Annotated in this window: 24 protein-coding genes; 4 read left to right on the forward strand and 20 right to left on the reverse strand. The window is 38.4% G+C overall.

Features of this window, described 5'->3' with window-relative positions; translation table 11 throughout:
• Window positions 1-2: 2 nt before the first annotated feature.
• The 20 genes from arsB to E0Y80_RS21040 form a co-directional block, all read right to left on the reverse strand.
• Window positions 3-1,043 carry an ACR3 family arsenite efflux transporter gene (arsB, locus tag E0Y80_RS18290; protein ID WP_002978295.1) on the reverse strand — a complete coding sequence of 347 codons (1,041 nt, stop codon included), beginning with the start codon at window positions 1,041-1,043 and terminating at the stop codon, window positions 3-5.
• A 2-nt stretch (window positions 1,044-1,045) separates the two neighbouring features.
• Complete coding sequence (gene gcvH / locus E0Y80_RS18295) at window positions 1,046-1,423, reverse strand: glycine cleavage system protein GcvH (protein ID WP_002978297.1); 378 nt, start codon at window positions 1,421-1,423, stop codon at window positions 1,046-1,048.
• A 16-nt stretch (window positions 1,424-1,439) separates the two neighbouring features.
• On the reverse strand, window positions 1,440-2,213 hold the full coding sequence (locus tag E0Y80_RS18300) for a metallophosphoesterase family protein (RefSeq protein WP_002978299.1): 774 nt from the start codon (window positions 2,211-2,213) through the stop codon (window positions 1,440-1,442).
• 43 nt (window positions 2,214-2,256) lie between these two features.
• Complete coding sequence (chrA, locus tag E0Y80_RS18305) at window positions 2,257-3,384, reverse strand: chromate efflux transporter (protein WP_002978301.1); 1,128 nt, start codon at window positions 3,382-3,384, stop codon at window positions 2,257-2,259.
• The gene (locus E0Y80_RS18310) at window positions 3,374-3,805 is read right to left on the reverse strand and encodes a DoxX family protein (protein ID WP_002978304.1); all 432 of its coding nucleotides are present in this window, start codon (window positions 3,803-3,805) and stop codon (window positions 3,374-3,376) included. The genes chrA and E0Y80_RS18310 overlap by 11 nt, the downstream gene beginning before the upstream one ends.
• A 12-nt stretch (window positions 3,806-3,817) precedes the next feature.
• Window positions 3,818-4,291: a DUF6428 family protein gene (locus tag E0Y80_RS18315; protein ID WP_002978305.1), complete on the reverse strand. Its 474-nt coding sequence runs from the start codon at window positions 4,289-4,291 to the stop codon at window positions 3,818-3,820.
• A 66-nt stretch (window positions 4,292-4,357) separates the two neighbouring features.
• Entirely contained in the window at window positions 4,358-4,687 is a 330-nt protein-coding gene (locus tag E0Y80_RS18320) for an ArsR/SmtB family transcription factor (protein ID WP_002978307.1), read from the reverse strand.
• Between the two features lie 111 nt (window positions 4,688-4,798).
• Window positions 4,799-6,334: a SulP family inorganic anion transporter gene (locus E0Y80_RS18325; protein WP_002978310.1), complete on the reverse strand. Its 1,536-nt coding sequence runs from the start codon at window positions 6,332-6,334 to the stop codon at window positions 4,799-4,801.
• A gap of 474 nt (window positions 6,335-6,808) precedes the next feature.
• Complete coding sequence (locus tag E0Y80_RS18330; RefSeq protein WP_156309112.1) at window positions 6,809-7,615, reverse strand: PRTRC system ThiF family protein; 807 nt, start codon at window positions 7,613-7,615, stop codon at window positions 6,809-6,811.
• Window positions 7,615-8,337, reverse strand: a complete 723-nt coding sequence (locus E0Y80_RS18335; RefSeq protein ID WP_156309113.1) for a PRTRC system protein B — start codon at window positions 8,335-8,337, stop codon at window positions 7,615-7,617. The genes E0Y80_RS18330 and E0Y80_RS18335 overlap by 1 nt, the downstream gene beginning before the upstream one ends.
• Entirely contained in the window at window positions 8,334-9,497 is a 1,164-nt protein-coding gene (locus E0Y80_RS18340) for a hypothetical protein (RefSeq protein WP_156309114.1), read from the reverse strand. The genes E0Y80_RS18335 and E0Y80_RS18340 overlap by 4 nt, the downstream gene beginning before the upstream one ends.
• Before the next feature lie 15 nt (window positions 9,498-9,512).
• Complete coding sequence (locus tag E0Y80_RS18345) at window positions 9,513-9,731, reverse strand: PRTRC system protein C (protein ID WP_037438461.1); 219 nt, start codon at window positions 9,729-9,731, stop codon at window positions 9,513-9,515.
• Window positions 9,732-9,749: 18 nt separating this feature from the next.
• Window positions 9,750-10,361, reverse strand: a complete 612-nt coding sequence (locus tag E0Y80_RS18350) for a PRTRC system protein E (protein ID WP_156309115.1) — start codon at window positions 10,359-10,361, stop codon at window positions 9,750-9,752.
• A 12-nt stretch (window positions 10,362-10,373) separates the two neighbouring features.
• Window positions 10,374-10,556 carry a 3-isopropylmalate dehydratase gene (locus E0Y80_RS18355; RefSeq protein WP_156309116.1) on the reverse strand — a complete coding sequence of 61 codons (183 nt, stop codon included), beginning with the start codon at window positions 10,554-10,556 and terminating at the stop codon, window positions 10,374-10,376.
• Between the two features lie 18 nt (window positions 10,557-10,574).
• Entirely contained in the window at window positions 10,575-10,913 is a 339-nt protein-coding gene (locus E0Y80_RS18360; RefSeq protein ID WP_156309117.1) for a molybdenum ABC transporter ATP-binding protein, read from the reverse strand.
• Between the two features lie 11 nt (window positions 10,914-10,924).
• A complete protein-coding gene (locus E0Y80_RS18365; RefSeq protein ID WP_037438458.1) occupies window positions 10,925-11,407 on the reverse strand; it encodes a DUF1281 family ferredoxin-like fold protein in 483 nt (160 codons plus the stop codon).
• A gap of 52 nt (window positions 11,408-11,459) precedes the next feature.
• Complete coding sequence (locus tag E0Y80_RS18370; protein WP_156309118.1) at window positions 11,460-12,533, reverse strand: DUF932 domain-containing protein; 1,074 nt, start codon at window positions 12,531-12,533, stop codon at window positions 11,460-11,462.
• A 43-nt stretch (window positions 12,534-12,576) separates the two neighbouring features.
• Window positions 12,577-12,954, reverse strand: a complete 378-nt coding sequence (locus E0Y80_RS18375) for a single-stranded DNA-binding protein (RefSeq protein ID WP_135834327.1) — start codon at window positions 12,952-12,954, stop codon at window positions 12,577-12,579.
• Window positions 12,955-13,600: 646 nt separating this feature from the next.
• On the reverse strand, window positions 13,601-14,851 hold the full coding sequence (locus E0Y80_RS18380; protein WP_037438455.1) for a site-specific integrase: 1,251 nt from the start codon (window positions 14,849-14,851) through the stop codon (window positions 13,601-13,603).
• A 928-nt stretch (window positions 14,852-15,779) separates the two neighbouring features.
• On the reverse strand, window positions 15,780-16,067 hold the full coding sequence (locus tag E0Y80_RS21040; RefSeq protein WP_394350248.1) for a DUF4372 domain-containing protein: 288 nt from the start codon (window positions 16,065-16,067) through the stop codon (window positions 15,780-15,782).
• 173 nt (window positions 16,068-16,240) lie between these two features.
• On the opposite strand from E0Y80_RS21040, the gene E0Y80_RS18385 reads away from it, so the two are divergent.
• The 4 genes from E0Y80_RS18385 (at window position 16,241) to E0Y80_RS18400 (ending at window position 20,620) form a co-directional block, all read left to right on the forward strand.
• Window positions 16,241-16,657, forward strand: a complete 417-nt coding sequence (locus tag E0Y80_RS18385) for a prepilin-type N-terminal cleavage/methylation domain-containing protein (RefSeq protein ID WP_156309119.1) — start codon at window positions 16,241-16,243, stop codon at window positions 16,655-16,657.
• On the forward strand, window positions 16,658-17,155 hold the full coding sequence (locus E0Y80_RS18390) for a hypothetical protein (protein WP_156309120.1): 498 nt from the start codon (window positions 16,658-16,660) through the stop codon (window positions 17,153-17,155).
• A gap of 79 nt (window positions 17,156-17,234) precedes the next feature.
• On the forward strand, window positions 17,235-18,662 hold the full coding sequence (locus E0Y80_RS18395) for a GspE/PulE family protein (protein WP_231596101.1): 1,428 nt from the start codon (window positions 17,235-17,237) through the stop codon (window positions 18,660-18,662).
• Window positions 18,662-20,620, forward strand: coding sequence for a type II secretion system protein GspD (locus tag E0Y80_RS18400; protein ID WP_156309121.1), 1,959 nt, complete (start codon window positions 18,662-18,664; stop codon window positions 20,618-20,620). The genes E0Y80_RS18395 and E0Y80_RS18400 overlap by 1 nt, the downstream gene beginning before the upstream one ends.
• Window positions 20,621-20,622: the final 2 nt, after the last annotated feature.

Genomic DNA, 20,622 nt, shown 5'->3' on the forward strand with positions numbered 1-20,622 from the left:
ATTCAGTCTTTTTTACTATAATATTTCTCCTTTAGCCATAAACTTGCCTTTACCAATAATATCAGTACCGGAACTTCTACCAGTGGGCCGATAACACCCACAAATGCCTGTGGCGAATGAATGCCGAAAATCGATATTGCTACGGCTATTGCTAATTCAAAATTGTTTCCTGTGGCTGTAAATGCGATGGATGCGTTTTTGTCGTAAGGAACTTTAAGAGATTTATTGATAAAGAAGCTCACGAAAAACATCAACACAAAATAGATGATTAGCGGTATGGCTACTTTTACTACATCCATTGGTAATTCCAATATTTTATCGCCTTTCAAGCTGAACATTAATACTATCGTAAACAGTAAAGCGTACAAGGTAATTGGCGATATTGCGGGGACGAATTTTCGGTTATACCATTCTATACCTTTTGATTTTATAAGGAAGTAACGGCTTAAAAAACCTGCTAGGAATGGAATACCTAAATATATCAATACGCTTTCGGTAACATCTTTCATGGATACGCTTACATTGAAATTGGCTAATCCTAATTTTGCAGGTAATACGTTGATGAATAACCAAACTAAAAAGCTGTAAGTAAATATCTGGAAGATGCTGTTTAATGCAACTAACATAGCTGTATATTCTCTGTTTGCTTTAGCTAAGTCACTCCAGACGATGACCATGGCAATACATCTTGCCAAACCGATAAGAATTAAGCCTGTCATATAATCGGGTTCGTTACGTAAAAACAAAACCGCTAATCCAAACATCAATAGCGTGCCGATTACCCAATTGAGCAATAAGGATATGCCAATTACTTTTTTATCTCTAAATGCTTTGGGCAATAAGGAATAATCAACCTTTGCCAAGGGGGGGTACATCATTAATATCAATCCTATTGCCAATGGAATATTGGTAGTGCCAACAGATAAGCTGTTGGTAACATTAGAAATATTGGGAAAGAAATGACCCAAACCCACGCCAATTGCCATTGCAAGGAATATCCATAAAGTAAGGTATCTGTCTAAGAATTTTAATTTTGGTTGCATTGCTAATTTGTAAGTTCTTTATATTGGTTTGATGTCAATAAGTCTTCTAATTCTGTAATGTCTTTTATTTCAATTTTAATCAACCAACCGTCTTTATAAGGATGGTCGTTTATGAGTGTTGGTGCTTTCAAAAGTAGTTCGTTCGTTTCAGTGATTTTACCCGATACAGGCATAAATAAATCACTGACCGTTTTAACTGCTTCAACAGAGCCGAATACTTCGTCCTGCTGAAAACTATATCCAACGTTTGGTAAATCCGCATATACGATTTCGCCCAATTCACTTTGCGCAAATTCTGTAATGCCTATTGTACCTGTGTTGTCCTGTATGCTTATCCAGGTATGTTCTTTTGAATACTTTCTTTCGGTTGGAAATTCCATTTTTATAAATTTTAGATTAGTAACCTCTTCTTAAATTTTCTGCGTATTCGTTTGGTAAAATGCTTTCTTCAACTGCTTTTGCAGCCCTTTCAATATCATAATCAAAGCGTATAAATTCTACACTGATACTATCTTTGTCCAACACAGAACTGTTTTCATTAATCGTAAACATTACATAACCGCCTCTTACATCGCTGTCCTTCGGTTTACCAACCGAACCGATATTAATGGCGTGTCTGAAATGATTTTGACCGTCAATACCCGAATTTAAAACTCTGTGATAAGGTTTGTGTGTGTGTCCGAAGCACATAATGTCTGCATCGGCTTGCTCCATAATGCGAAGCATACTTTTTTCCTCACGGTCTTCAAAAAGATATTCGTTTATTTTTCTCGGACTTCCGTGTACCAAAAGCAAATTCAATTTATCTTCATTCAGTTGAAATTCTACTTTGATATGGGCTGGAAGTGTACGCAAATACGCTCTTTCTTCATCTTTCATCAAAGAATTTGTGAATGAAATAGAAATATTTCCGTTATCTTTTTCACTGTCTGTTTTGTAGGCACAACCGCATTCGTTGCTCATTCTGCCAATGCCAAAATCGTAATTTCCGGCAATGGTTGGTATTCTCCTTTTACGGATTTCGTTTACCACTTCGTTTGGCCAAATATTATAGCCCACCAAATCGCCCAAACAATAAATACTGTCTGGTTTTCTTTTTTCAACATCTTCAAAAAATGCTTCTAATGCAGGTAAATTGGCGTGAATATCACTGAATAATGCTATTTTCATTTTGTCTAATTTTTATTGTTTAAATATTTTGTTTAAGATAACTTTAGATAAGATTAAATAAATACCCTAATAATGCTCCTCCAATAACCACAAAGGCACTATTTATTTTTTTGAATTTGAAAACTACGATCGCACTTATCATTGCAATTAATATCGTCCGCCAATCAGTAATAGTTTCTTTGCCCATTGTAAGACAAATAGCGGCTATGATTGCAACAGATGCCACATTGACCGCATCGAGAAAAATGGACAGTCCTTTAGATTGGCGCATTTTTTTCATTAAGGGATTTAGCAATGCTACTAAAATAAACGACGGCAGAAAAATAGCAATCGTAGAAATAACTGCTCCGGATAGTCCGTTGATTTGATAGCCAATAAACGTAACTGAAGAAAAAACAGGACCTGGGGTAAACTGTCCAACAGCAATAGCATCCATTAATTGCTGCCGGGTGAGTAAGCCCGTTGCAACTAATTCCGTATCTAAAAAGGCGAAAAGAACATAACCGCTTCCGTAGAGGATAGCACCAATTTTCAGGAATATCCAAAATAATTTGGTATTTGTTTCAGACAGTAAGGGGCTTTGTGCGATTTGTAAGAATGCGAGCGGGATAAAACTTTGGAGCGTATTTTTTGTATCCTGAAGGTAATACAAGGCCATTGCCAGCAATCCCGCTCCAAACATCAAATAGATTTCACTAATGCCGAATAATGACAGTACCAAAACAAGAATACCTACAACCGCCAAGAATGTGGACTTTACTGATTTCTTTGCTAATGGAAAAACAGCTCCTATGATAATAGCGATGATTGCAGGTTTGATACCGTAAATAAAGGGCTGTACTTCGGGCAATTGTCCGTATTGCTGATACAACCATGCAAATATCCCGGTAATGAAAACCGCAGGTAAAATAAAGCATAACCCTGCAAAGATTAATCCTTTCCAACCGCCTTTGTCATAGCCGATGTGTATCGCCATTTCTGTACTGTTGGGGCCAGGAATGAGATTAGTAGCTCCCAACAAATCCAAAAAATGCTGTTCGCTCATCCATTTTCTTTTCACTACTACCTCCTGCTGCATCATAGCAATATGAGCCGCGGGACCTCCAAAACCAATAAAACCGAGCTTTAGAAAGAGTTTGGCAATTTCCTTTATTTGAATATCACGCTCCATTTCTCATTACGATTTTATCAATAGACCAATTACCTCCGCCTTTGATTAACAAAAACATACTTCCCAAAAGCATCGCCCAATCCGTACGGCTGCCGTGCAGCAATTCCCAAATACCCTCGCTAGCCAAAATAGATGTTTTGGTCGTGGCAATGGCAACCAGCATAATGATGATGAGCGGAATACTTGCTAACCTTGTAAGCAACCCCAGCAAAATAAACGCTCCGCAAAGGATTTCAAATATGCCTACAAAACTTCCAAAAAATTCAGGCGATGGCAAGCCAATTTTTTCAAACCGTCCCGCTCCACGAATGGCAGGAAACAGCAATTTTTGAATGCCCTCCGATAAAAAAACACCTCCAACAATCAGTCGGATTATGATTGTTGTCTTTGAATTATCTGTATGAATGATTTTTGAAAACATAAAAATTCAATTTTAACAACATCCGCCACCTGGAGTACAAGCATTAGCATTATTTACAGGCAGTTCTGCCAAATTTTTCTTTACTTTTTCGGAAGGAATACCGCAGGCATCTTGAGCCAAACAAGCTGTTGTTTTATTTTTCAGTACAAATGTATCTCCGTTGAAATCCAAATCATACTTACCAATCGTTTCGCTTTGGTATTCCACTTCAATTTCCGCATCTTCTATGCCCAATTTTTCTTCGGATAGCTTGATGATGTTTAATAGCTTAGCTGGCTTTAATTTGTGCTCGAAATCGTCTGCATTCCATAATTGGAAGTTTACAACTTTTTCCGAACGGATTACGCCACCACAGTCTATAAAGTTTTTAGTAATTTGTCCCACTTCGGTAACGTGGAAATGTTCTGGAACTAAGGTTCCGTTTTCTAATTGAAATCCAACATTTACTAATGTTGGCAGGATTTCTTTAATTTTTGATAGCTTCATATTTCTGATATTAACTCAATAAATGTTATATTGCAATGTTACGATGATTTGGTGTTAAAAAAAAGCTTAACAGCATTCTTTACTATTTACATTCTCGACAAAAAAGCTATTGAGTTCCTTCTTAATCTCATTCCAGACTGTTTCATTAATACAGTAACATACACTAGTTCCTTCTATATTTCCTTTAATGATACCAATATTTTTCAGCTCTTTCAAGTGTTGTGAAATTGTCGCTTGTGCCAATCCCAATTCTTCTACAAGATCATTACAGATGCAGGCATTTTGTTTAATGATATGTTGCAGTATAGCTATACGAGCAGGATGAGCCAGTGCCTTTAAAATACTAGCTAAATGGTTCTGCTGTTCTGTAAAAATTTCGGTTTTTGTGACACCCATCAGTTTTATAAAAATAAATATATCGCAATATTACGATAATAAATTTAAACAGCAATAATTTTTTTTAAAATTATTGCTGTAGTTGTAATATTAAACTTGGGTATTCCGATGCTATTTATTAGTCATTACTTTGTAGGTAGGATCTTCAATAATATTCACATCAATAACTGTTTCTGCATTTTTAAGTAATTGCCTGCAATCTTGGCTTAAATGACGTAAATGTAGTTTTTTACCTTCCTTGTGATACTTCTCCGTAATTTTATTTAAAGCTTCAATAGCAGACATATCAACTACTTTACTTTCCTTAAAATCAATTACAACTTCATTCGGGTCATTTAGTACGTCAAATTTTTCAATAAATGCGGCAGTAGAACCAAAGAAGAGCGGCCCAAAAATTTCGTAATGCTTTACACCATCTTCATCTACATATTTTCTTGCACGTATTCTTTTAGCACTCTCCCAGGCAAATACTAGAGCCGAAATGACTACACCAATCAAAACCGCTAAAGCTAAGTTGTGCAATACTATGGTTATAACTGCTACCAACATGCCAATAAAAATATCGTGTCGAGGCATTTTATTAATAATTCGAAAGCTGACCCACTCAAATGTACCTATAGCTACCATCATCATCACCCCGACTAATGCCGCCATTGGAATTTGCTCGATTACAGGACCAGCAACAAGAATGATCAATAAGATTGCTATGGCTGCAACTATTGAAGAAAGTCTGGCTCTTCCTCCAGCTCCTACATTCACTAAAGTCTGGGCAACCATTGCACATCCACCCATTCCTCCGAAGAAACCGTTGGTGATATTGGCTATACCTTGTGCGGCAGCCTCACGGTTAGATTGTCCTTTTGTGCCGGTTATTTCATCAACCATATTAAGCGTTAACAGACTTTCAATCAATCCAACCCCTGCCATTACCAAGGCATAAGGGAAAATAATTTTCAATGTTTCCAGAGTAAAAGGAATAGCAGGGATGTGAAATGAAGGTAAAGAGCCTCCTACAGAGGCGATATCAATAACTTTTTTAGTATCGATGCCGAAAAAATATACAATACCAAAGACAACTATTATTGCTACTAAAGATGCAGGAACCGCTTTTGTAAATTTTGGCAATATAAATACGATGGCTATAGTTAATAATGTCAATCCAGCCATTAGATAAAGCGCCGGCCCCTGCATCCAACCTTCTATCCCGTTTTCTACAACTTTAAATTGAGCTACCTGTGCCATGAAAATGATTACTGCAAGGCCGTTTAAAAAACCATACATTACTGGTTGTGGGATCAGGCGGACAAATTTACCCAGTTTAAAAATTCCTACTGAAAATTGCAGTACACCTGCTAATATAACCGCAGCAAAAAGATATTCCACACCGTGTGATGCTGCCAATGCGATAAGTACTACTACCGTTGCTCCGGCTCCCCCAGAAACCATTCCGGGTCTGCCTCCCAAAATTGCAGTAACAATACCCATTAAAAAAGCTGCATAAAGCCCTGTCAAAGGCGAAAGCCCTGCCAGAATAGCAAAGGATAAAGACTCAGGTATCATGGTCATAGCCACCGCAAGACCCGCAAGAATTTCGTTTTTGTAATTAATTTTCTGTTTGAAATCAAACAGATTAATAACTTTCTGCATAAAAAAGTATGTTTAAATATTAAAAATGTAAATAAAAAAGAGATGCACCAAAAGAAAAAACCTTTGGGTACGATAAAAAAGCCAATAAATTAAAATTGGGAAATATAACAGTTAGCCTAAGATCAAGGCGGAGTAACTTGGGATGATATTTGTACTGTTCTTTTCATTGAGTGGTGCAAAAGTACAATTTATAGTTATTGTACACAATTTAACACCAAAAAAACTAAAAAAAATTGTTTTACAACACAGAATCTTTTCTTTGGTCGCAGTGTGAAAAGAAAAGAAGTCAATACTAAATACAGCAAATGGGATAGCGAATATCCCACATAAAAATCTCGCAACCTGTTTGTTAAAATGTGAAGAAAGGGATTGTGTAGCGGTGCATTTTGAGAAAGGGGTTGCACCAATTTTAAATGCAAAAATGCGTTTCCGACCGTAGGAAGGAATTGCATTTTTGCCCGCCGATTTCGGCTTTTAGGCAACTTTTATCGGGTGGGTGCGGAAATCTTTCAGATTGTGAAAAAATCCCTTGTATTCGGTCATTCCCTTGCGAAACAAGTTCCACAACAAAGAACAACCCATTTGTGTAAGCGATGAATTGATAAACAAATCTTGGTGTTCCAACGCTTCAGCAAGTGAGCAACTTGGCGTATTGTCCTCTTGCTCGGATTGCTTCAGCAATTCGCCAAATTCATCGGTAACAAATGGCAGGCTTGCCACCGTTTCGTACTTTTCAGAATTGGGTTGTTTTATCTCTCCGATAGTGGATAATATCACTTGTCCTGTATCTTGGCTGTTGCCAAAATCCAACCAATATTTTGGCTCATCTTGGTAGTGTTTGCGATAGCTTATTTCATTAAGAATTTCAGCAACGCCAAACCTCGCCTGCACATTGTCCACACACGTAATGGTAATGATTGCCCTTGCTTTTTCGGGAAGTCTGCCAAAATTGTCTTTTTCAAATTTTACCGTTTTGGCTTTCCAATTTGTTCCTGCCCAACGGTTGCAACGATTGATTAAAGCAACGGATTTATATAATCCTGTTTCACTTTCTGCAAATCGTTGTCTGCCCAAATTGGCACTCGTGATAACATCATCGTCCCAAAGGCGGACTTGTAACCCTGCGTGTCCCAACGCAATCAAACTTTCGTTTATTTCCATTAAAGCAGTCAATACTTTTGAGCCTGTGCCACCTGCCCCGATAAGGTTTACCGAAATCGGATTGGTAGGATTGAGCAGGTAATTATCTGTAAAATGTACTGCGGTTTTTGCTGTATTCATTACAATAGATTTTTAAGGGTTTTGTTGTTCTTTTTTAATACTTCTTTCGGAAAAGGTTTATCCGTATTGATAAGGTCTTTCCAAAGGTTTACAATGTTTTTTTTCGTCAGGTTTTCACATAATGAATGACTGAAATAAGAATTGAAAAAATAATGTTCCCACGCCTGTATAAATTCCTCAACCGAAGCCGAATTTTTAATATCAACACTCACCGTACCCATACATACATTGCCCTTTTCGTAGATATTGAAGAAAGGTGCATAATGCAATGGCGTTTTCTCGGTGGGTCTTCTGTCATTTGCCAAAGCAAATACGGTAAGACTGCTTTTGCTCGCTAACCATAGCATTGGCGGTACTTGTGATATTCCGCTGGGTATGCCCAAACTATCCACAAAATACAGTTTCCGTTGTTGTGTTTTAGTGTACCAAAGTACCGTACCTTTTTCCGCATTTGGATTGATATGCAGAATATTGGTAGGCAAAATTCCCTTTGGTTTTAAAAAGGCTTGGTTCTTTTCTTCATCGGTCTGTAAGGACTTTGCTAAAATATTGGCTTCCTTTACGGTTAATGGATGGGCATTGATAGGCATTCCGTTGCTGTCCATATCAAAATGCTCCACGTACATATCGTTTTCTGTTCCTTTGGTTTCATAGAAAACCAAAGCGGATTTTGCATAGTACAATGTTCCAAAATGGTCTTTTATATCTGTTGTTGTATTCATTTTTCTATCGTTTTGTATTCGTATAATATTCCACTCAAATCATTCAATAAACCAAATAAACGGTTCTCAAAATCAAGGTTTGCTGTTGGTATTTCACTTCCGTCAAATCGCTTGGAAATAGTAGGTTCTGCCATTGCTCCGTACTCGTTAAATTCATTGTTGATGGTATCTGAAAGACTTTCGTACAACCAGCCTTTAGTATCTGCAATAAATGAAATGTATTTTTCCATTCCGATTATTTCATTCTCGTCATTATCATAAGGGTCTTTTTCGGGCAATGTTGCGTTGCTAAAAATAGTGGTGTTCGGATATTCTGTGCAAAGGGCAAACGCATTACAAGCCACTTGCCAACATTCCTTGTCGAACATATCAACACTTTTAAATCGGTTCAAACGCTGTTCAAATACCTTTAGATTAGTTCGATTAAATAGCTTTTGTTCTATTCTATCGCCAATGTATTCGGCATTTCTCAATTCACTTTTATAGCTTTCAGTTTCTTCCGTTTCCTCGTCCTGTTCCACCCAATCGTTCATCATTTCGTAAAGCCAATACAAGTAACTTTCTTCCTGCCTGTAATACGGAATTTGAGCGATATGATACAGATAACTACATACCGATAGTAAAAGCTGTGCGGTCTTTTTACGCTTTGGGTCTTTGAGCATTTTAAAGAGTGGCACAACGGGAATGTAATACAAGGTTGTTCCTGTGTTGTATCGTTCCTCGCCTATAAAATAGGTTTTCCTGCTATCCTTTACCAATCTGAAACCATCCCAATTGCTGTTGGTACGCTTTACTTTGTTTTCCATATCCCACATAGCCAATGTTATATTGTAGGGAAACTTAAAACTGTTGGTCTGCATTGGTTCAATCCTGTAATGCTCGGCAAGTTTGGAAAGGGACTTGTAAAAATCCCTCTCCGTTTTCTGACAAGCCTGTACGGATGGTGCCGTTTTTAGTTTGGGCAGAAACGTACACTTTAGAATACCATTGGTAGCATTGCTATTGGTACGGATTTCTGCTTGTCTTTCTGCACTTGGTTTGCGTCCTTTGGTCTTTGTAGCCAATTGGCGAACTCGCCCAACTGTCGGTGCAATTGCCGTTGTCGTTTCTGTTCGGGTATGCTGATAGTTCCCGATATGATGTTGCGTTGCATAATTCATCGCTTTAATATTTGGTTAACCTTTCGTACCCATTACACTCTCAAACTTGTACTCGACTGCATCGTCTTTTATTTGTGGTGCAGATACTTTTGCCGTTGTCAAAATCGGGTACATATTGGCGTAAAAATTCATTACGGCTTCCACGCTCCAACGTGGTTCGGGGTCGGTCAGTCTGATGTCCTGTCCTTTATCTTTGAGTATAAAAACTCTTTCTAATTGCGTTGCTAATAACATAATGTTCTGTTTTAATGATTAATATTCGTTTTCATCTTCGTGTGTTTCATCAATAGGATAATCGGCAGTAACTTCTTCCGCTTGTAGAAGTTTGGGGTTTGTTTCGTCAATTGCTCCGAAAAGGCTCGGTGTTGCGAATTTGTCGGATAATGCTGTTTTGCGTTTGCGTATCTCGTCTGCTTTTTCGGGAAACTCCGTTATATCGGGAACTTTTATCCACGCTTCACGGAACTTACCCTCTTTTTCCAACTCGTCCGCCTTTGCTATAGCATCTTTAAACTTCTTGTCTTTGGTTTCCTTGTCCTTTTTCGCTTTCTCGGTTTTTTCCTTTTCTATTGCCGATTGTGCTTTGGCTTCGTCCAATTGCTTTTGGAATTTTTCCATATCCACCATTAAGCCCGATACCTTTTGTATGGGTGTAGTTATCTGCTCAAAAAATCCCTCGTCAAACTCTTGGGGCGTGGCGTTAAAGGTCAATGGGGGAATTAGATTTTTTGCACTATCTCCGCATTGTTCGTTGTTGAGCAATACTGTTACAATTAGGTTGCTTTCTATCCCTTTTGAAATGTTCAGTTGCAATACTCCTGTAAAGTCCAACTGCTGTATCTGATTGAAAAAATTGGTGTTCATCGTTCTGAAATTTTAATTGTTAATACTTTTTTCTTTTTTAAGTTTCTCGTGCATATCTGCCCAATATTTCTGTCTTTCCTTGTCTGTTTCTGTTGGTGGGTCGTGCAGATATTCTTTATACCAACCAGTTTGCTGGATAGCTTTTATGAGGTCGGTAACTTCAACCCAATTCCCATTTTTATCTATGATTTTCATTGTACTTGGCTTTAAATGTTATTTGCTGATTTCCGCTATTTGGTCAATCCTGCCATATATGATACTTCGAAGACTTGTTTTGTCGGGAGCGTTGTATTCTAACCAACTGCCGTACTGCTTTACGATATAGGATTTTAAAACATCCTCAAAACCAAAACGATAACCCATAAGCGGTACAGCTCTTTTGAAATAGGCGTTTCGGTTTACTGCTTCTGCAAGCCAATTTTTTTCGGCTCGGTTCAATTTTTCGCCTTTGTTCAGTTTTTCCCTTAATAAGTAAACCTTTGCATTTTGCAGGGTTGCCAATTCGGGTACATCTTGGCGTACAAACTTTGTAGCTATTGTTCTTGTTTCCATTGCCTTTGGTTTTAAGTTTCTTGAATTTTAATTTTCCGCTCCAACAAGTTTTCTAATATCTCGTAATCGCTTTCGTAATCATTACCCTCAAAATGGTAGGTTTCGTTTTCTTCATCAAATTCGTATTGCTCAAAATCCACGTCTTCCAAATAAACATCTGTGAGTAGCTTGTCATAAAATGTTGCCCTGCCATATACAAGATTGCCCATTTCTTCATAGTCGTGTGTGAAATTCACTTCGTAATGCTCCGCTATCTTTTGAATGATTTCCATATTGGGCGACCACTTTGTTTCATATTGAAATTGTCCTTCATCGCCTTCATTCCAATAGATATTGAAGAAATAACCACCATTATCTTTAGAAATAAATTCGGGTAATTGTCCTTCTTCGATTTTTTCTTCCTTTTCCTTCATTGATTGAAAAAGTTCCTGTATTGCTGTGATTGTTTCGGGTTTCCCCTCGAATACAACTGTATTACTGCACCAATTTGCCATAACTTTTGTTTTTAGTAGGCTACCACCGATTAAAGCGGTAGCCTGTTGTTATTTAATTAAGGTTTAGGGTTTCTGCACCATCTAAAGCAAAACCATTACACAATTCAAATGCTTTCTGTGATTTGAGTTGAGCAGTGCCACCCAATACAATGCTCTGCAACTTGGCTTCATCATTCTTGTAATTTCTTACGTTCTGATAGTAACCTGTAACCGCATTATAAGCTCCGAACAATGTTCCTTTTGTAGTATCCATTTGTTGGGTGTCGCTTATCATTGCGTATGCAAAAGCATCTTCAACGGTGTTTTTGAACACGGTTGAAATTTCATCTTCCGCACCTTTTTTGATTAAATCAAAGGTTTCCTTATTCGGGCAAAGTGCCAATTGAATTAGCTTTTTAACCTCTCGGTCTGTTACCTTTACTTTTGCCCATTCATTGAAAATTCCCTCTAATTGGTTGCTCAATGTGTTGGCAAGTCCCATAATCTTGTGAGCGTTCTCGATACGTCCTTTTGCTCCCGAAGTGTGTTTGATACGGACAACATTGGTCATATTGCGTAATGAAGCGTTTAAGGTATTTTGGCAAACGATACGGATTGGTGTAAATGCGGCTGTGATACTTCCGCTACCATCGTGCGAAGTGGTTAGGAAAATGTATTTTTCCGTAACATCATCGCCATTGCCTACACGGATATAGTCAGGCAGTTTGGCTGTGATAAAAATACGTTCTCCGTTGCCTAATGCTCCTGCGGTTTCGTACAGAATGCCCTCGCCACCACCTACAATAGCATCAAAGAAATTAAAGGCTTCACGGTTTTGTACGATATGGTAATCCTTGCCGACTACTCCCAATACCTTATTGTTATCGGTGCGAATGTTGGCGAAATAGTTAGGTACTTCTAATTCGCTACTGCCTATCTCTATACCGTTAGCCGTTTCGATAATGCCCGAACCTTTGGTAAAAAGTGGGGATTTTACGACTTCGTAATCTAACCCTGCGTGTTTGATAGCTTCCTCGCTTGTCGGGTATTGCTCCACGATTTGCCCCAAGTTGTGCCATGCTTTTTGTTGTACGCTAAAAAATGAATAACGTCCTGTTCTCTCGTTAAAATTGATATTATGTGCCATAATGTTAGAAATTTTGATGTTAAAAATGATTGAATGTTCTTGATTAAAATGGGAGGTCGTCTTCTGCCTTGCTATTGTTTGTGCTTGTGGTAGCTTGTGCCGTTTCCGATTTTTTGCCACCTCCGTGCAATTTGATTTGAGAGGTATGGAAATTCAGTCCTGCTCTTGGTTCTCCATCATTACCTGTCCACGCTCTTGTGCTTACTCGTCCCGATAGTTCTACCAAAGTACCTTTTGTGAGTAGCTTGGCTACATTCGGGGTTATCCAATAGGAGCAATCGAAATAGGTTGTTTGCTCTATGCGTTCGCCCTGTTTGTTACGGTAGCTGTCGTTGGTCGCTACTGAAAAGTTTACTACTTGTTTGTCCTGTGACGTTGTGCGTACTTCCGCATCCCTTGTCAATCTTCCTGTGATGTTCATATTCTTTAATTTTTAGTTATTGATTTTGATTTTTTTTGATTTATTCGGCAATGAGAGGAGGTGCTGTTTCGTTTCATTACCATTTCCAATGTTTTTAATCTTCATATCTGACATTTTTTTTTATTCGTTTAAAGAGCCGGAGTATGCTATGTTTCGTTTCACGAGCATAAAAGGTTCGTGTTTAGCATCACCAAGGTTTTGGAAAAAAATACTACCCAACGGGTGGAGATTATTTTCCAAACTTGCTTGACATTTGTGATGCGTTAAGAACACGGAAATACCTTTGCTCTTGAAATGGGACAAAAAAGCATACGGGTCTTTGGATAAAATGAATGTGGAAGCCAAGAAGATGGCATTGAGAAATGGTTTACAATGAATTGAAATAACACTTCCAATTCGCTGAATTTTTAAAACACTTTTTTAAAGCGGTGGGTTATCAAAGCCACACTAGCAGAGGATTAGAAAATGTATTTGTGTGGGAGGCGTAGATGGCAACATTTTTTAATCTTCTGTTCCAGAAGTAGCCGAAAAGCTCTTTTACAGAAAGGGAATAGCAGAGCGAAGTAAATGTGCTTTGGCTATAAAATATGGGCATAAAAAAAGCAGAACCGTTAAGTTCTGCTAGTAATTATCAAATTGTGATTAACTATATAACCTGTAAAAACGCTTCTTCAATCTCCTTAAATTTAGGAGCTACTAAATCCATATCCTTACTAATCTTTTGGCTGGTAATTTTAGCATAAATCTGTGTAGTTGAAATGTTTTTATGTCCCATCATTTTGCTAAGGCTTTCAAGAGGTACGCCTTCGGTCAAAAACATCGTTCCAAATGTGTGTCTTGCGGTGTGAAAAGTTACTTTTTGTTCTGTAATAATTTCAGCTTTTTCAATTAATTTGCCAATGTGAGTATTGCAGGTTACATTAGTTGGAACTGGAAAGATAAACTCATTACGAGTGCTACCGAGGTATTTTTCTATAATACGTTTTGGGATTTCCATTAATCGAACATTAGAAGCAATATCTGATTTTTTTCTTCTGCTGATGATCCATTGATGGCCATCGAAGAAAGACTGAATATTGTTCCTTGTTAGTTTTTTAATATCCGCATAAGCAAGTCCGGTAAAACAACTGAAAATAAAAAGATCTTTCACAAGCTCATACCGTGGGTGGGGCGGTGCACACATCATCAGTTTTTCTACATCTTCTTTAAGAATATAACCCCTGTCGGTTTCTTCCATATTAATTTCATAATCTTGAAACGGATTATCACGTATCAAACCTTTTTTTATAGCCAATTCTACCAGACTTAGTACGGGCATCGTGTAAACCCAAACCGTATTATGTGTAGATTGTAAATCGTACCGAAGATAAAAATCGAATTCCCTAATAAAATCTCCAGTCAATTCCCGAAAGGCCATATCATCACGATGATAGCGTTCTTTGATAAAAGTGGTAAGATGATTATAAACCGTGATGTACTTGTTGTAGGTGCTTTGTGAACGTTCTTCCTTGTCAACCAATTTTTTAAAATCCTCATTTTTATCGTTAAAGACTTTTAGAATTGCATCATCCATTACACCAACACCCAAGAATGAGAGCTTTACTTTTTGGGAAGTAGCAAAGCCCTCGTGTTTCAGCATATCTTCATAAATTTTGTCGATACGCCCACGTATGTTATCCAACTTTTTATTAATATTTAAAGCTGTTGCGCTTTTGCCCTCAACTCTTCCATATTTTAGATCCCAATTGCTAGGGTCAATTTCTAACTTTGTCCCAAAAGTTTTAGGTGTTCCGTCAATGGTAATACGTGCCATAATTGGAGCATTACCATTTTTTTTCAGTTCGTTCTTTTTCAAGTAGAAAAGCAGTTTGAACGTTGATTTTTTTGTCTGCGTCATAACTCAAATGTTTAATGTTTAAAATTAATTTACATTGAGTTACAAGGAAATATAAAAATAAGTGCAAAACACTGAAATATAACCGTTTAAGCTAATAAGGAACCTCTATTAATCGGTAACGAATTAGTAACTTAACTTTGTCATTTCAAGCCCAAAACCTATCAGACACCGAGTTCCAAATAAAGACTACTTCTTTATAAAACATTGTATAGCAACGGATTTAATCGTTTTGCTTAACTTTGCTTTTTACTAATCTTTTTTATAAAAAAGAGTTTCATCTATCCTTTTTTATCAGTTGGTTTTTCCTGAAATGAATGAATTCACCGCTGCTTTCAACTGACCAATTTTCACGAAGATGTTGGGTCGAATAAAATTGACAAGATTTGAAAGGTTCCTGTTTTACTTTGCCTTCATCTATATTTAATTCAAGAGCAATATTTCTATATGTTCTCGATTATGTCCCAAACGCGAACTAGACGGATTTCCATTCTTGCATAGGGTCGATTTTCAATGCTGTCAATTTTAATGAGATGGCTCTCAAGGTGCTCGCCAGAAAGAAGCTTTACATTTTTTGCCGTTTCACTACCGAATACATCAAATTTGATTTTTGTCCATTAACAAAGGTGCAACCGGTACTTTCAAAAACGTTCTTCTTTGCATAATCGACATTCTAAGCTACAACAAGTACACATTATTTCGAAAATGACATGGATTTACCTATTTTGAATTAGTTATGCCTGCCATCTGTCTTATGGACATAATTGGGCACTCATCCATCTTAATCCAGTATCGTATTTAGCTTCAGCACCACCTTGGCAATACAGAACTTCGCCCAATCAAATACGTTTAAACACAATGGAATGATTGTGGCATTCATCAAAATTAATTTACGCTTCTGTCCTCTGAATTCGTCTCTGCGCTTGAAGTACTATTTCCACAAGAGATCCAAGAGCCTGTAATAAAGATCCTGAAAAGGCGATTGTCGCGAATGGAGTTTATGTTGGAAAGATTGGATTGCTGGATTTCTGGAAATATCCATAAGGTTCATATTACCCGTTGATATGGAGGGTAGGTGGCAAAATAGCATAGCCACAAAATATGTCAAACTGCTAATGCCTTTGTAGTGCTTGTGGGATTGGTATTGTTGAACCAATCTGTTGGAAAATGCCTCGATCGACAAGAACCAGATTCTGAGAGAACGCGTATTATTTATCATTGCGATGGAAGAATTTTAGCAAATTAAATATACCAACCCCACATATATAAATCCACCACAGTTTTTTCTTTATTTAGGACGCTTCTGGAGATAAATTTTTATTAAAATAGAAGTGATTAGCTAGGTTGGAATTAACAAAGAATGATTAGTTTTGGGTATAGATAATTTAAATTATGAAAGAAATTTTATTTAAGAAAGTCAAGGGGTATACTTTGACGGAGATATTGGTCGTTCTTTTGATTATTGGCATCCTAATCCTGTTGGTATTGCCCAATTTATTGCCTTTGATTACAAAAGCCAAAAGTACAGAAGCCAAGATGCAGCTCCAGCATGTCCAAACGCTGCAAAAGAATTATTTCTACGAGAAGTCCAAATACTCTTCCGATATTCAGGAAATTGGATTCATACAGGAGAAATTGGTGAGCGATGGAGAGGACGGAAAAGCCAACTATAAGATTGAAATTATTGAGGCCGACAATAAAGGTTTTTTGGCCAGAGCGACTTCCGTTGTAGATTTTGATGGTGATGGAGTGTTCAACGTTTGGGAGATTGACCAGGATAAAAATTTGAAGGAAGTAACGGCGGATTAAGTGATTTGGTTAGTAATCGCTCTAGTGGGATGTACTGGTATCGCTGTTGAGGATTTCAGGAATCGAATGGTGCATTTGGCCTGGTATATTTTGTTGATGATCGGCATACTGGGGTGTTCCTTAAAAAGAATAGATTTTAATGCCTTCATAGAAAATACAATTCTCTGCTTAGCATTTATTGCATTTCTCATGCTTTTATTGACTTTGTATTTCTCTATAAAGGATAAGAAGTTGGTCAATCTTTTCTCTCAATATTTGGGACTTGGAGATATGCTCTTTTTTATCGTGACCGGTTTTTATTTTGATATCATCTCCTACATTCTTTTTTTTATTGCCAGCCTGTTGATCAGTTTGCTGCTAACCCCAATAATTTTTAAATTTCAGGGAAAAGAAAATCATATACCGCTTGCTGGATTGCAGTCGGTCTGTTTTGCGCTTTATATCACTTTGGATTACTTTCAGCTATTTAGCTTTAAAGAATTTCTAAATATTCTATAATTCAATTTTTCTTTTTTGGTAAATCCTTTATATTTACAAAAAGATGTTTAACACAGACTAAATTATTAACCAGTACGTTTTGGATGATTTTCACACAACTTCGGTAGAAGAGGGACTGATTATGACGGTGCCTCGAAAGGTGGCGCATCATTATCGCGTTGTTCCCGTTGCTAAAAAGGGAGATATAACTGTCTTGGTTTCAGACAACCTAAGGGACGACATTGAGGAGGAACTATCGATGATTCTTGATTTTTCGTTTAAGCTGGAGAAGACTGAACCAGCTGTGATTGAACGTTTCTTGGAACTATATTATTTTGAGAATTATAATACGGTGCAGGTTCATGTTGCTAAACAATTATCCTTTGACAATAACTTTTTAGATAACCTGATTTTAGAGGCCAAGCAGTTAAAAAGCAGTGATATACATATAGAAAGCTTTGAGGATAGGGGAAGGGTTAGGATTCGGATCGACGGCATGATGGTGGAACGGTATTCAGTAACAAAAAGTGATTATCCCGCCTTGGTAAACAAGATCAAGATTATGTCCAATATGGATATTGCTGAAAAAAGGTTGCCGCAGGATGGAAGGATCCATTATTCCAGAAATGGAGAGAATTTTGATATGCGTGTTTCGGTCCTGCCAACTCTCCACGGTGAAAAGGTTGTCCTTCGCTTGTTGAACAATGATGCCGCCAATATCCACATTGAATCCTTGGGCATGACCCAGGAGGATCTTTCCAATTATCTGCAGGGGGTAAAAAAACCAAACGGAATTTTACTGATTAGCGGTCCGACGGGTTCCGGAAAAACGACCACGTTGTATGCGACCCTTAAATACCTGAATAAGGAAACTACCAATATACTTACCATCGAAGACCCAATCGAGTATACCCTGGAGGGAATCAATCAGGTCCAGCTTCGGGAAAATATCGGGCTTACTTTTGGCGCCGCCATGCGGACATTTCTAAGGCAGGACCCGGATATTATCATGGTCGGTGAGATCCGAGATCCCGACACGGCCAATATGGCCATACGTGCTGCGCTGACAGGACACTTGGTCCTATCTACCATCCATACGAATTCGGCGTGGGGGACGGTTTCCAGGCTCATCGATATGGGAATACCCGGATTCTTGATTGCAAATACGTTAAATACAACGGTTGCCCAACGATTGCTTCGTTTACTGTGTCCACACTGTAAGGTTACAAAACCTTTTGACGATTCACTATTTCCCCGGCATTTTGTCCCATTTTATGCAGTGGACGAATATGCCGTACCTGTCGGATGCAGTCAATGTTACTATACAGGTTATAAGGGAAGGAGAGCTGTATACGAGATTATACCGATGGATCGGGAATTGGCCGAAGAAATTAAAAAAGAGAACTTGGTAGTGGAAGACCTTCTAAATCAGCGAAAAGTTAAGACTTTGGGTTTTAATGCGTTTGAGATTTTTGCTAATAAACTGACCAGTATAGATGAGATTTACCCATTATTAATTAATTATTGATGAAAAGTTTTCGTGAGATTTGTATCCTCCTATTGCTTGTTCTAGGATCGATATCAACCCTATATGCTCAACAGACCCTGGAACAGCGATTTCAGCAGGTCGAAGAGCGTTTACGTGCCGTAGCTATTATGAGTCCCGGAATGAATGAAAAAGTAAGGCTTTCTGTTTCGGGAGTCTCCATTCAGGAATTCGTCCGGGCGCTTGCGGAATCCAATGGCTTGAACATCAATGTGGATCCGGGACTTCAAATAAACATTGCCAACAATTTTCAAGGTGAAACCCCTTTGAATATTCTTTTGTTCTTGAGCAAAAACTATCAACTGGATATACAGGTTGTTGGAACCATTATGTCGATCAGTGCCATGCAGGGCGTTGAGCCGATTCACGTTCCGAAAGAACTTAAAATTTCGTATAACACCTCCGAAGGAACGCTGCACTATGAACTCAGCAATGATAAACTGTTGGATGTTGCACAACTGATATCCAATCTCTCGGGCAGGAATATCGTAGTTCCCAACACCCTAAAAGAGCAGGTAGTAAGCGGCTACATCGAATCAGCTCCATTTGAGATAGCATTGGAAAAATTAGCTTTTGCAAATAATTTAAGGTATAACCTGACCCGGGACGGCGTATATGTATTTGAAAGACTAATTCCCGGGGAGGAGCTTTTCATCAATCAGGATAGAGAAACCGCAGTGCGTTACCGGAGCAATGCAGCCAACCCGATGCAGGATCCAATGCAGAGCATGGGGGCTCCCGGTGATTTTACGGTCTATGGGCAAACCACCACTTCAGGGAAAAGATTTACCATTCAGGCCGAAAATACACCCATTATTGAGGTGATAAAGCGAGCAGCTCAAGACGCTGAGGTGAATTATTTTATTTATTCGGCTATTCAGGGGCAGGTCAGTGCGAATGTACGTGATGTATTGTTCGATGATTTTCTGACCACTATTTTTCAGACCACTCCTTATACCTATAAAAAGGAAAATAGGATGTACCTCATTGGCGACCGAAAGATGGAAGGGCTCAGAGATAGCAGAATTGTCCAATTGCAACATCGGTCACTGGATACGGTGCTGGCCATGATCCCGATGGAATGGAGGAGGGACGTGGAGATCAAGGAATTCAAAGAGCAGAATATGCTGCTATTGTCAGGTTCATCTCCACAGATCAACGAAATTGAATCCTATATCAAAAGGCTTGACAAGCTGGTGCCTATGGTGCTGATCGAAGTCACGATCTTGGACATTCAAAAGGGAAATACCGTTAAAACAGGTATCAGTGCAGGCATTGCGGACAGCACAACAAGATACGGCGGTAAATTACTGGGTGAGGGAATCGATTTTACCTTTGGTTCGGGTGGAATCAATCGATTCCTGTCGCAGATCGGAAGAAACAGCACTTTTAATCTGGGACGGGTCTCCCCGAACTTCTATGTAACGCTGAAGGCACTGGAAGAAAATCAGAACGTGGAAATGCGGTCGGTTCCCAAGCTCTCCACCTTAAATGGTCATAATGCCACATTGAGCATCGGAAGCAAGCGGTACTACAAAACTGAGACCATGAACGTTATTCCGTCCCTTCAATCGAATACCATCACAACCGAACAGTATACGGCCGTGGAAGCAAATATGGACATCACGATTAGACCGGTCGTGTCTGGAGATGATCAGATCACATTGGATATAGACGTAGATATTACCGACTTTATCGGCAACACTGCCATAAACCAGCCCCCGCCTACCTCGACCAGCAAGTTTCAGTCGATCGTGCGTGCCAGAAACGAAGATATGATTGTACTTGGCGGGATCGAACGTATGGAGAACAGTGATACGGGCAGCGGAGTGCCGATTCTTTCAAGAATACCTGTTCTTCGATGGTTATTTAGCAGTAAGGAAAAAACGATAAGAAAAGTTGTCTCCGTTGTGTTTCTTAAACCGATTATCATTTATTAACG

Origin of the sequence: Sphingobacterium endophyticum (assembly GCF_009733535.1) — a bacterium.
Lineage (GTDB): Bacteria > Bacteroidota > Bacteroidia > Sphingobacteriales > Sphingobacteriaceae > Sphingobacterium > Sphingobacterium endophyticum.

Bases quoted from the DNA above. Each gene is read 5' to 3' on its own strand.
- E0Y80_RS18320 (WP_002978307.1), bottom strand. From the start codon at position 4,687: ATGGGTGTCACAAAAACCGAAATTTTTACAGAACAGCAGAACCATTTA.
- E0Y80_RS18300 (WP_002978299.1), bottom strand. From the start codon at position 2,213: ATGAAAATAGCATTATTCAGTGATATTCACGCCAATTTACCTGCATTA.
- E0Y80_RS18335 (WP_156309113.1), bottom strand. From the start codon at position 8,337: ATGAATACAACAACAGATATAAAAGACCATTTTGGAACATTGTACTAT.
- E0Y80_RS18365 (WP_037438458.1), bottom strand. From the start codon at position 11,407: ATGGCAAATTGGTGCAGTAATACAGTTGTATTCGAGGGGAAACCCGAA.
- E0Y80_RS18325 (WP_002978310.1), bottom strand. From the start codon at position 6,334: ATGCAGAAAGTTATTAATCTGTTTGATTTCAAACAGAAAATTAATTAC.
- gcvH (WP_002978297.1), bottom strand. From the start codon at position 1,423: ATGGAATTTCCAACCGAAAGAAAGTATTCAAAAGAACATACCTGGATA.
- E0Y80_RS18330 (WP_156309112.1), bottom strand. From the start codon at position 7,615: ATGAATACAGCAAAAACCGCAGTACATTTTACAGATAATTACCTGCTC.
- E0Y80_RS18400 (WP_156309121.1), top strand. From the start codon at position 18,662: ATGAAAAGTTTTCGTGAGATTTGTATCCTCCTATTGCTTGTTCTAGGA.
- chrA (WP_002978301.1), bottom strand. From the start codon at position 3,384: ATGGAGCGTGATATTCAAATAAAGGAAATTGCCAAACTCTTTCTAAAG.
- E0Y80_RS18370 (WP_156309118.1), bottom strand. From the start codon at position 12,533: ATGGCACATAATATCAATTTTAACGAGAGAACAGGACGTTATTCATTT.
- E0Y80_RS18385 (WP_156309119.1), top strand. From the start codon at position 16,241: ATGAAAGAAATTTTATTTAAGAAAGTCAAGGGGTATACTTTGACGGAG.
- E0Y80_RS18360 (WP_156309117.1), bottom strand. From the start codon at position 10,913: ATGGAAACAAGAACAATAGCTACAAAGTTTGTACGCCAAGATGTACCC.
- E0Y80_RS18355 (WP_156309116.1), bottom strand. From the start codon at position 10,556: ATGAAAATCATAGATAAAAATGGGAATTGGGTTGAAGTTACCGACCTC.
- E0Y80_RS18375 (WP_135834327.1), bottom strand. From the start codon at position 12,954: ATGAACATCACAGGAAGATTGACAAGGGATGCGGAAGTACGCACAACG.
- E0Y80_RS18345 (WP_037438461.1), bottom strand. From the start codon at position 9,731: ATGTTATTAGCAACGCAATTAGAAAGAGTTTTTATACTCAAAGATAAA.
- E0Y80_RS18380 (WP_037438455.1), bottom strand. From the start codon at position 14,851: ATGACGCAGACAAAAAAATCAACGTTCAAACTGCTTTTCTACTTGAAA.
- E0Y80_RS18350 (WP_156309115.1), bottom strand. From the start codon at position 10,361: ATGAACACCAATTTTTTCAATCAGATACAGCAGTTGGACTTTACAGGA.
- arsB (WP_002978295.1), bottom strand. From the start codon at position 1,043: ATGCAACCAAAATTAAAATTCTTAGACAGATACCTTACTTTATGGATA.
- E0Y80_RS18315 (WP_002978305.1), bottom strand. From the start codon at position 4,291: ATGAAGCTATCAAAAATTAAAGAAATCCTGCCAACATTAGTAAATGTT.
- E0Y80_RS21040 (WP_394350248.1), bottom strand. From the start codon at position 16,067: ATGATAAATAATACGCGTTCTCTCAGAATCTGGTTCTTGTCGATCGAG.
- E0Y80_RS18310 (WP_002978304.1), bottom strand. From the start codon at position 3,805: ATGTTTTCAAAAATCATTCATACAGATAATTCAAAGACAACAATCATA.
- E0Y80_RS18340 (WP_156309114.1), bottom strand. From the start codon at position 9,497: ATGAATTATGCAACGCAACATCATATCGGGAACTATCAGCATACCCGA.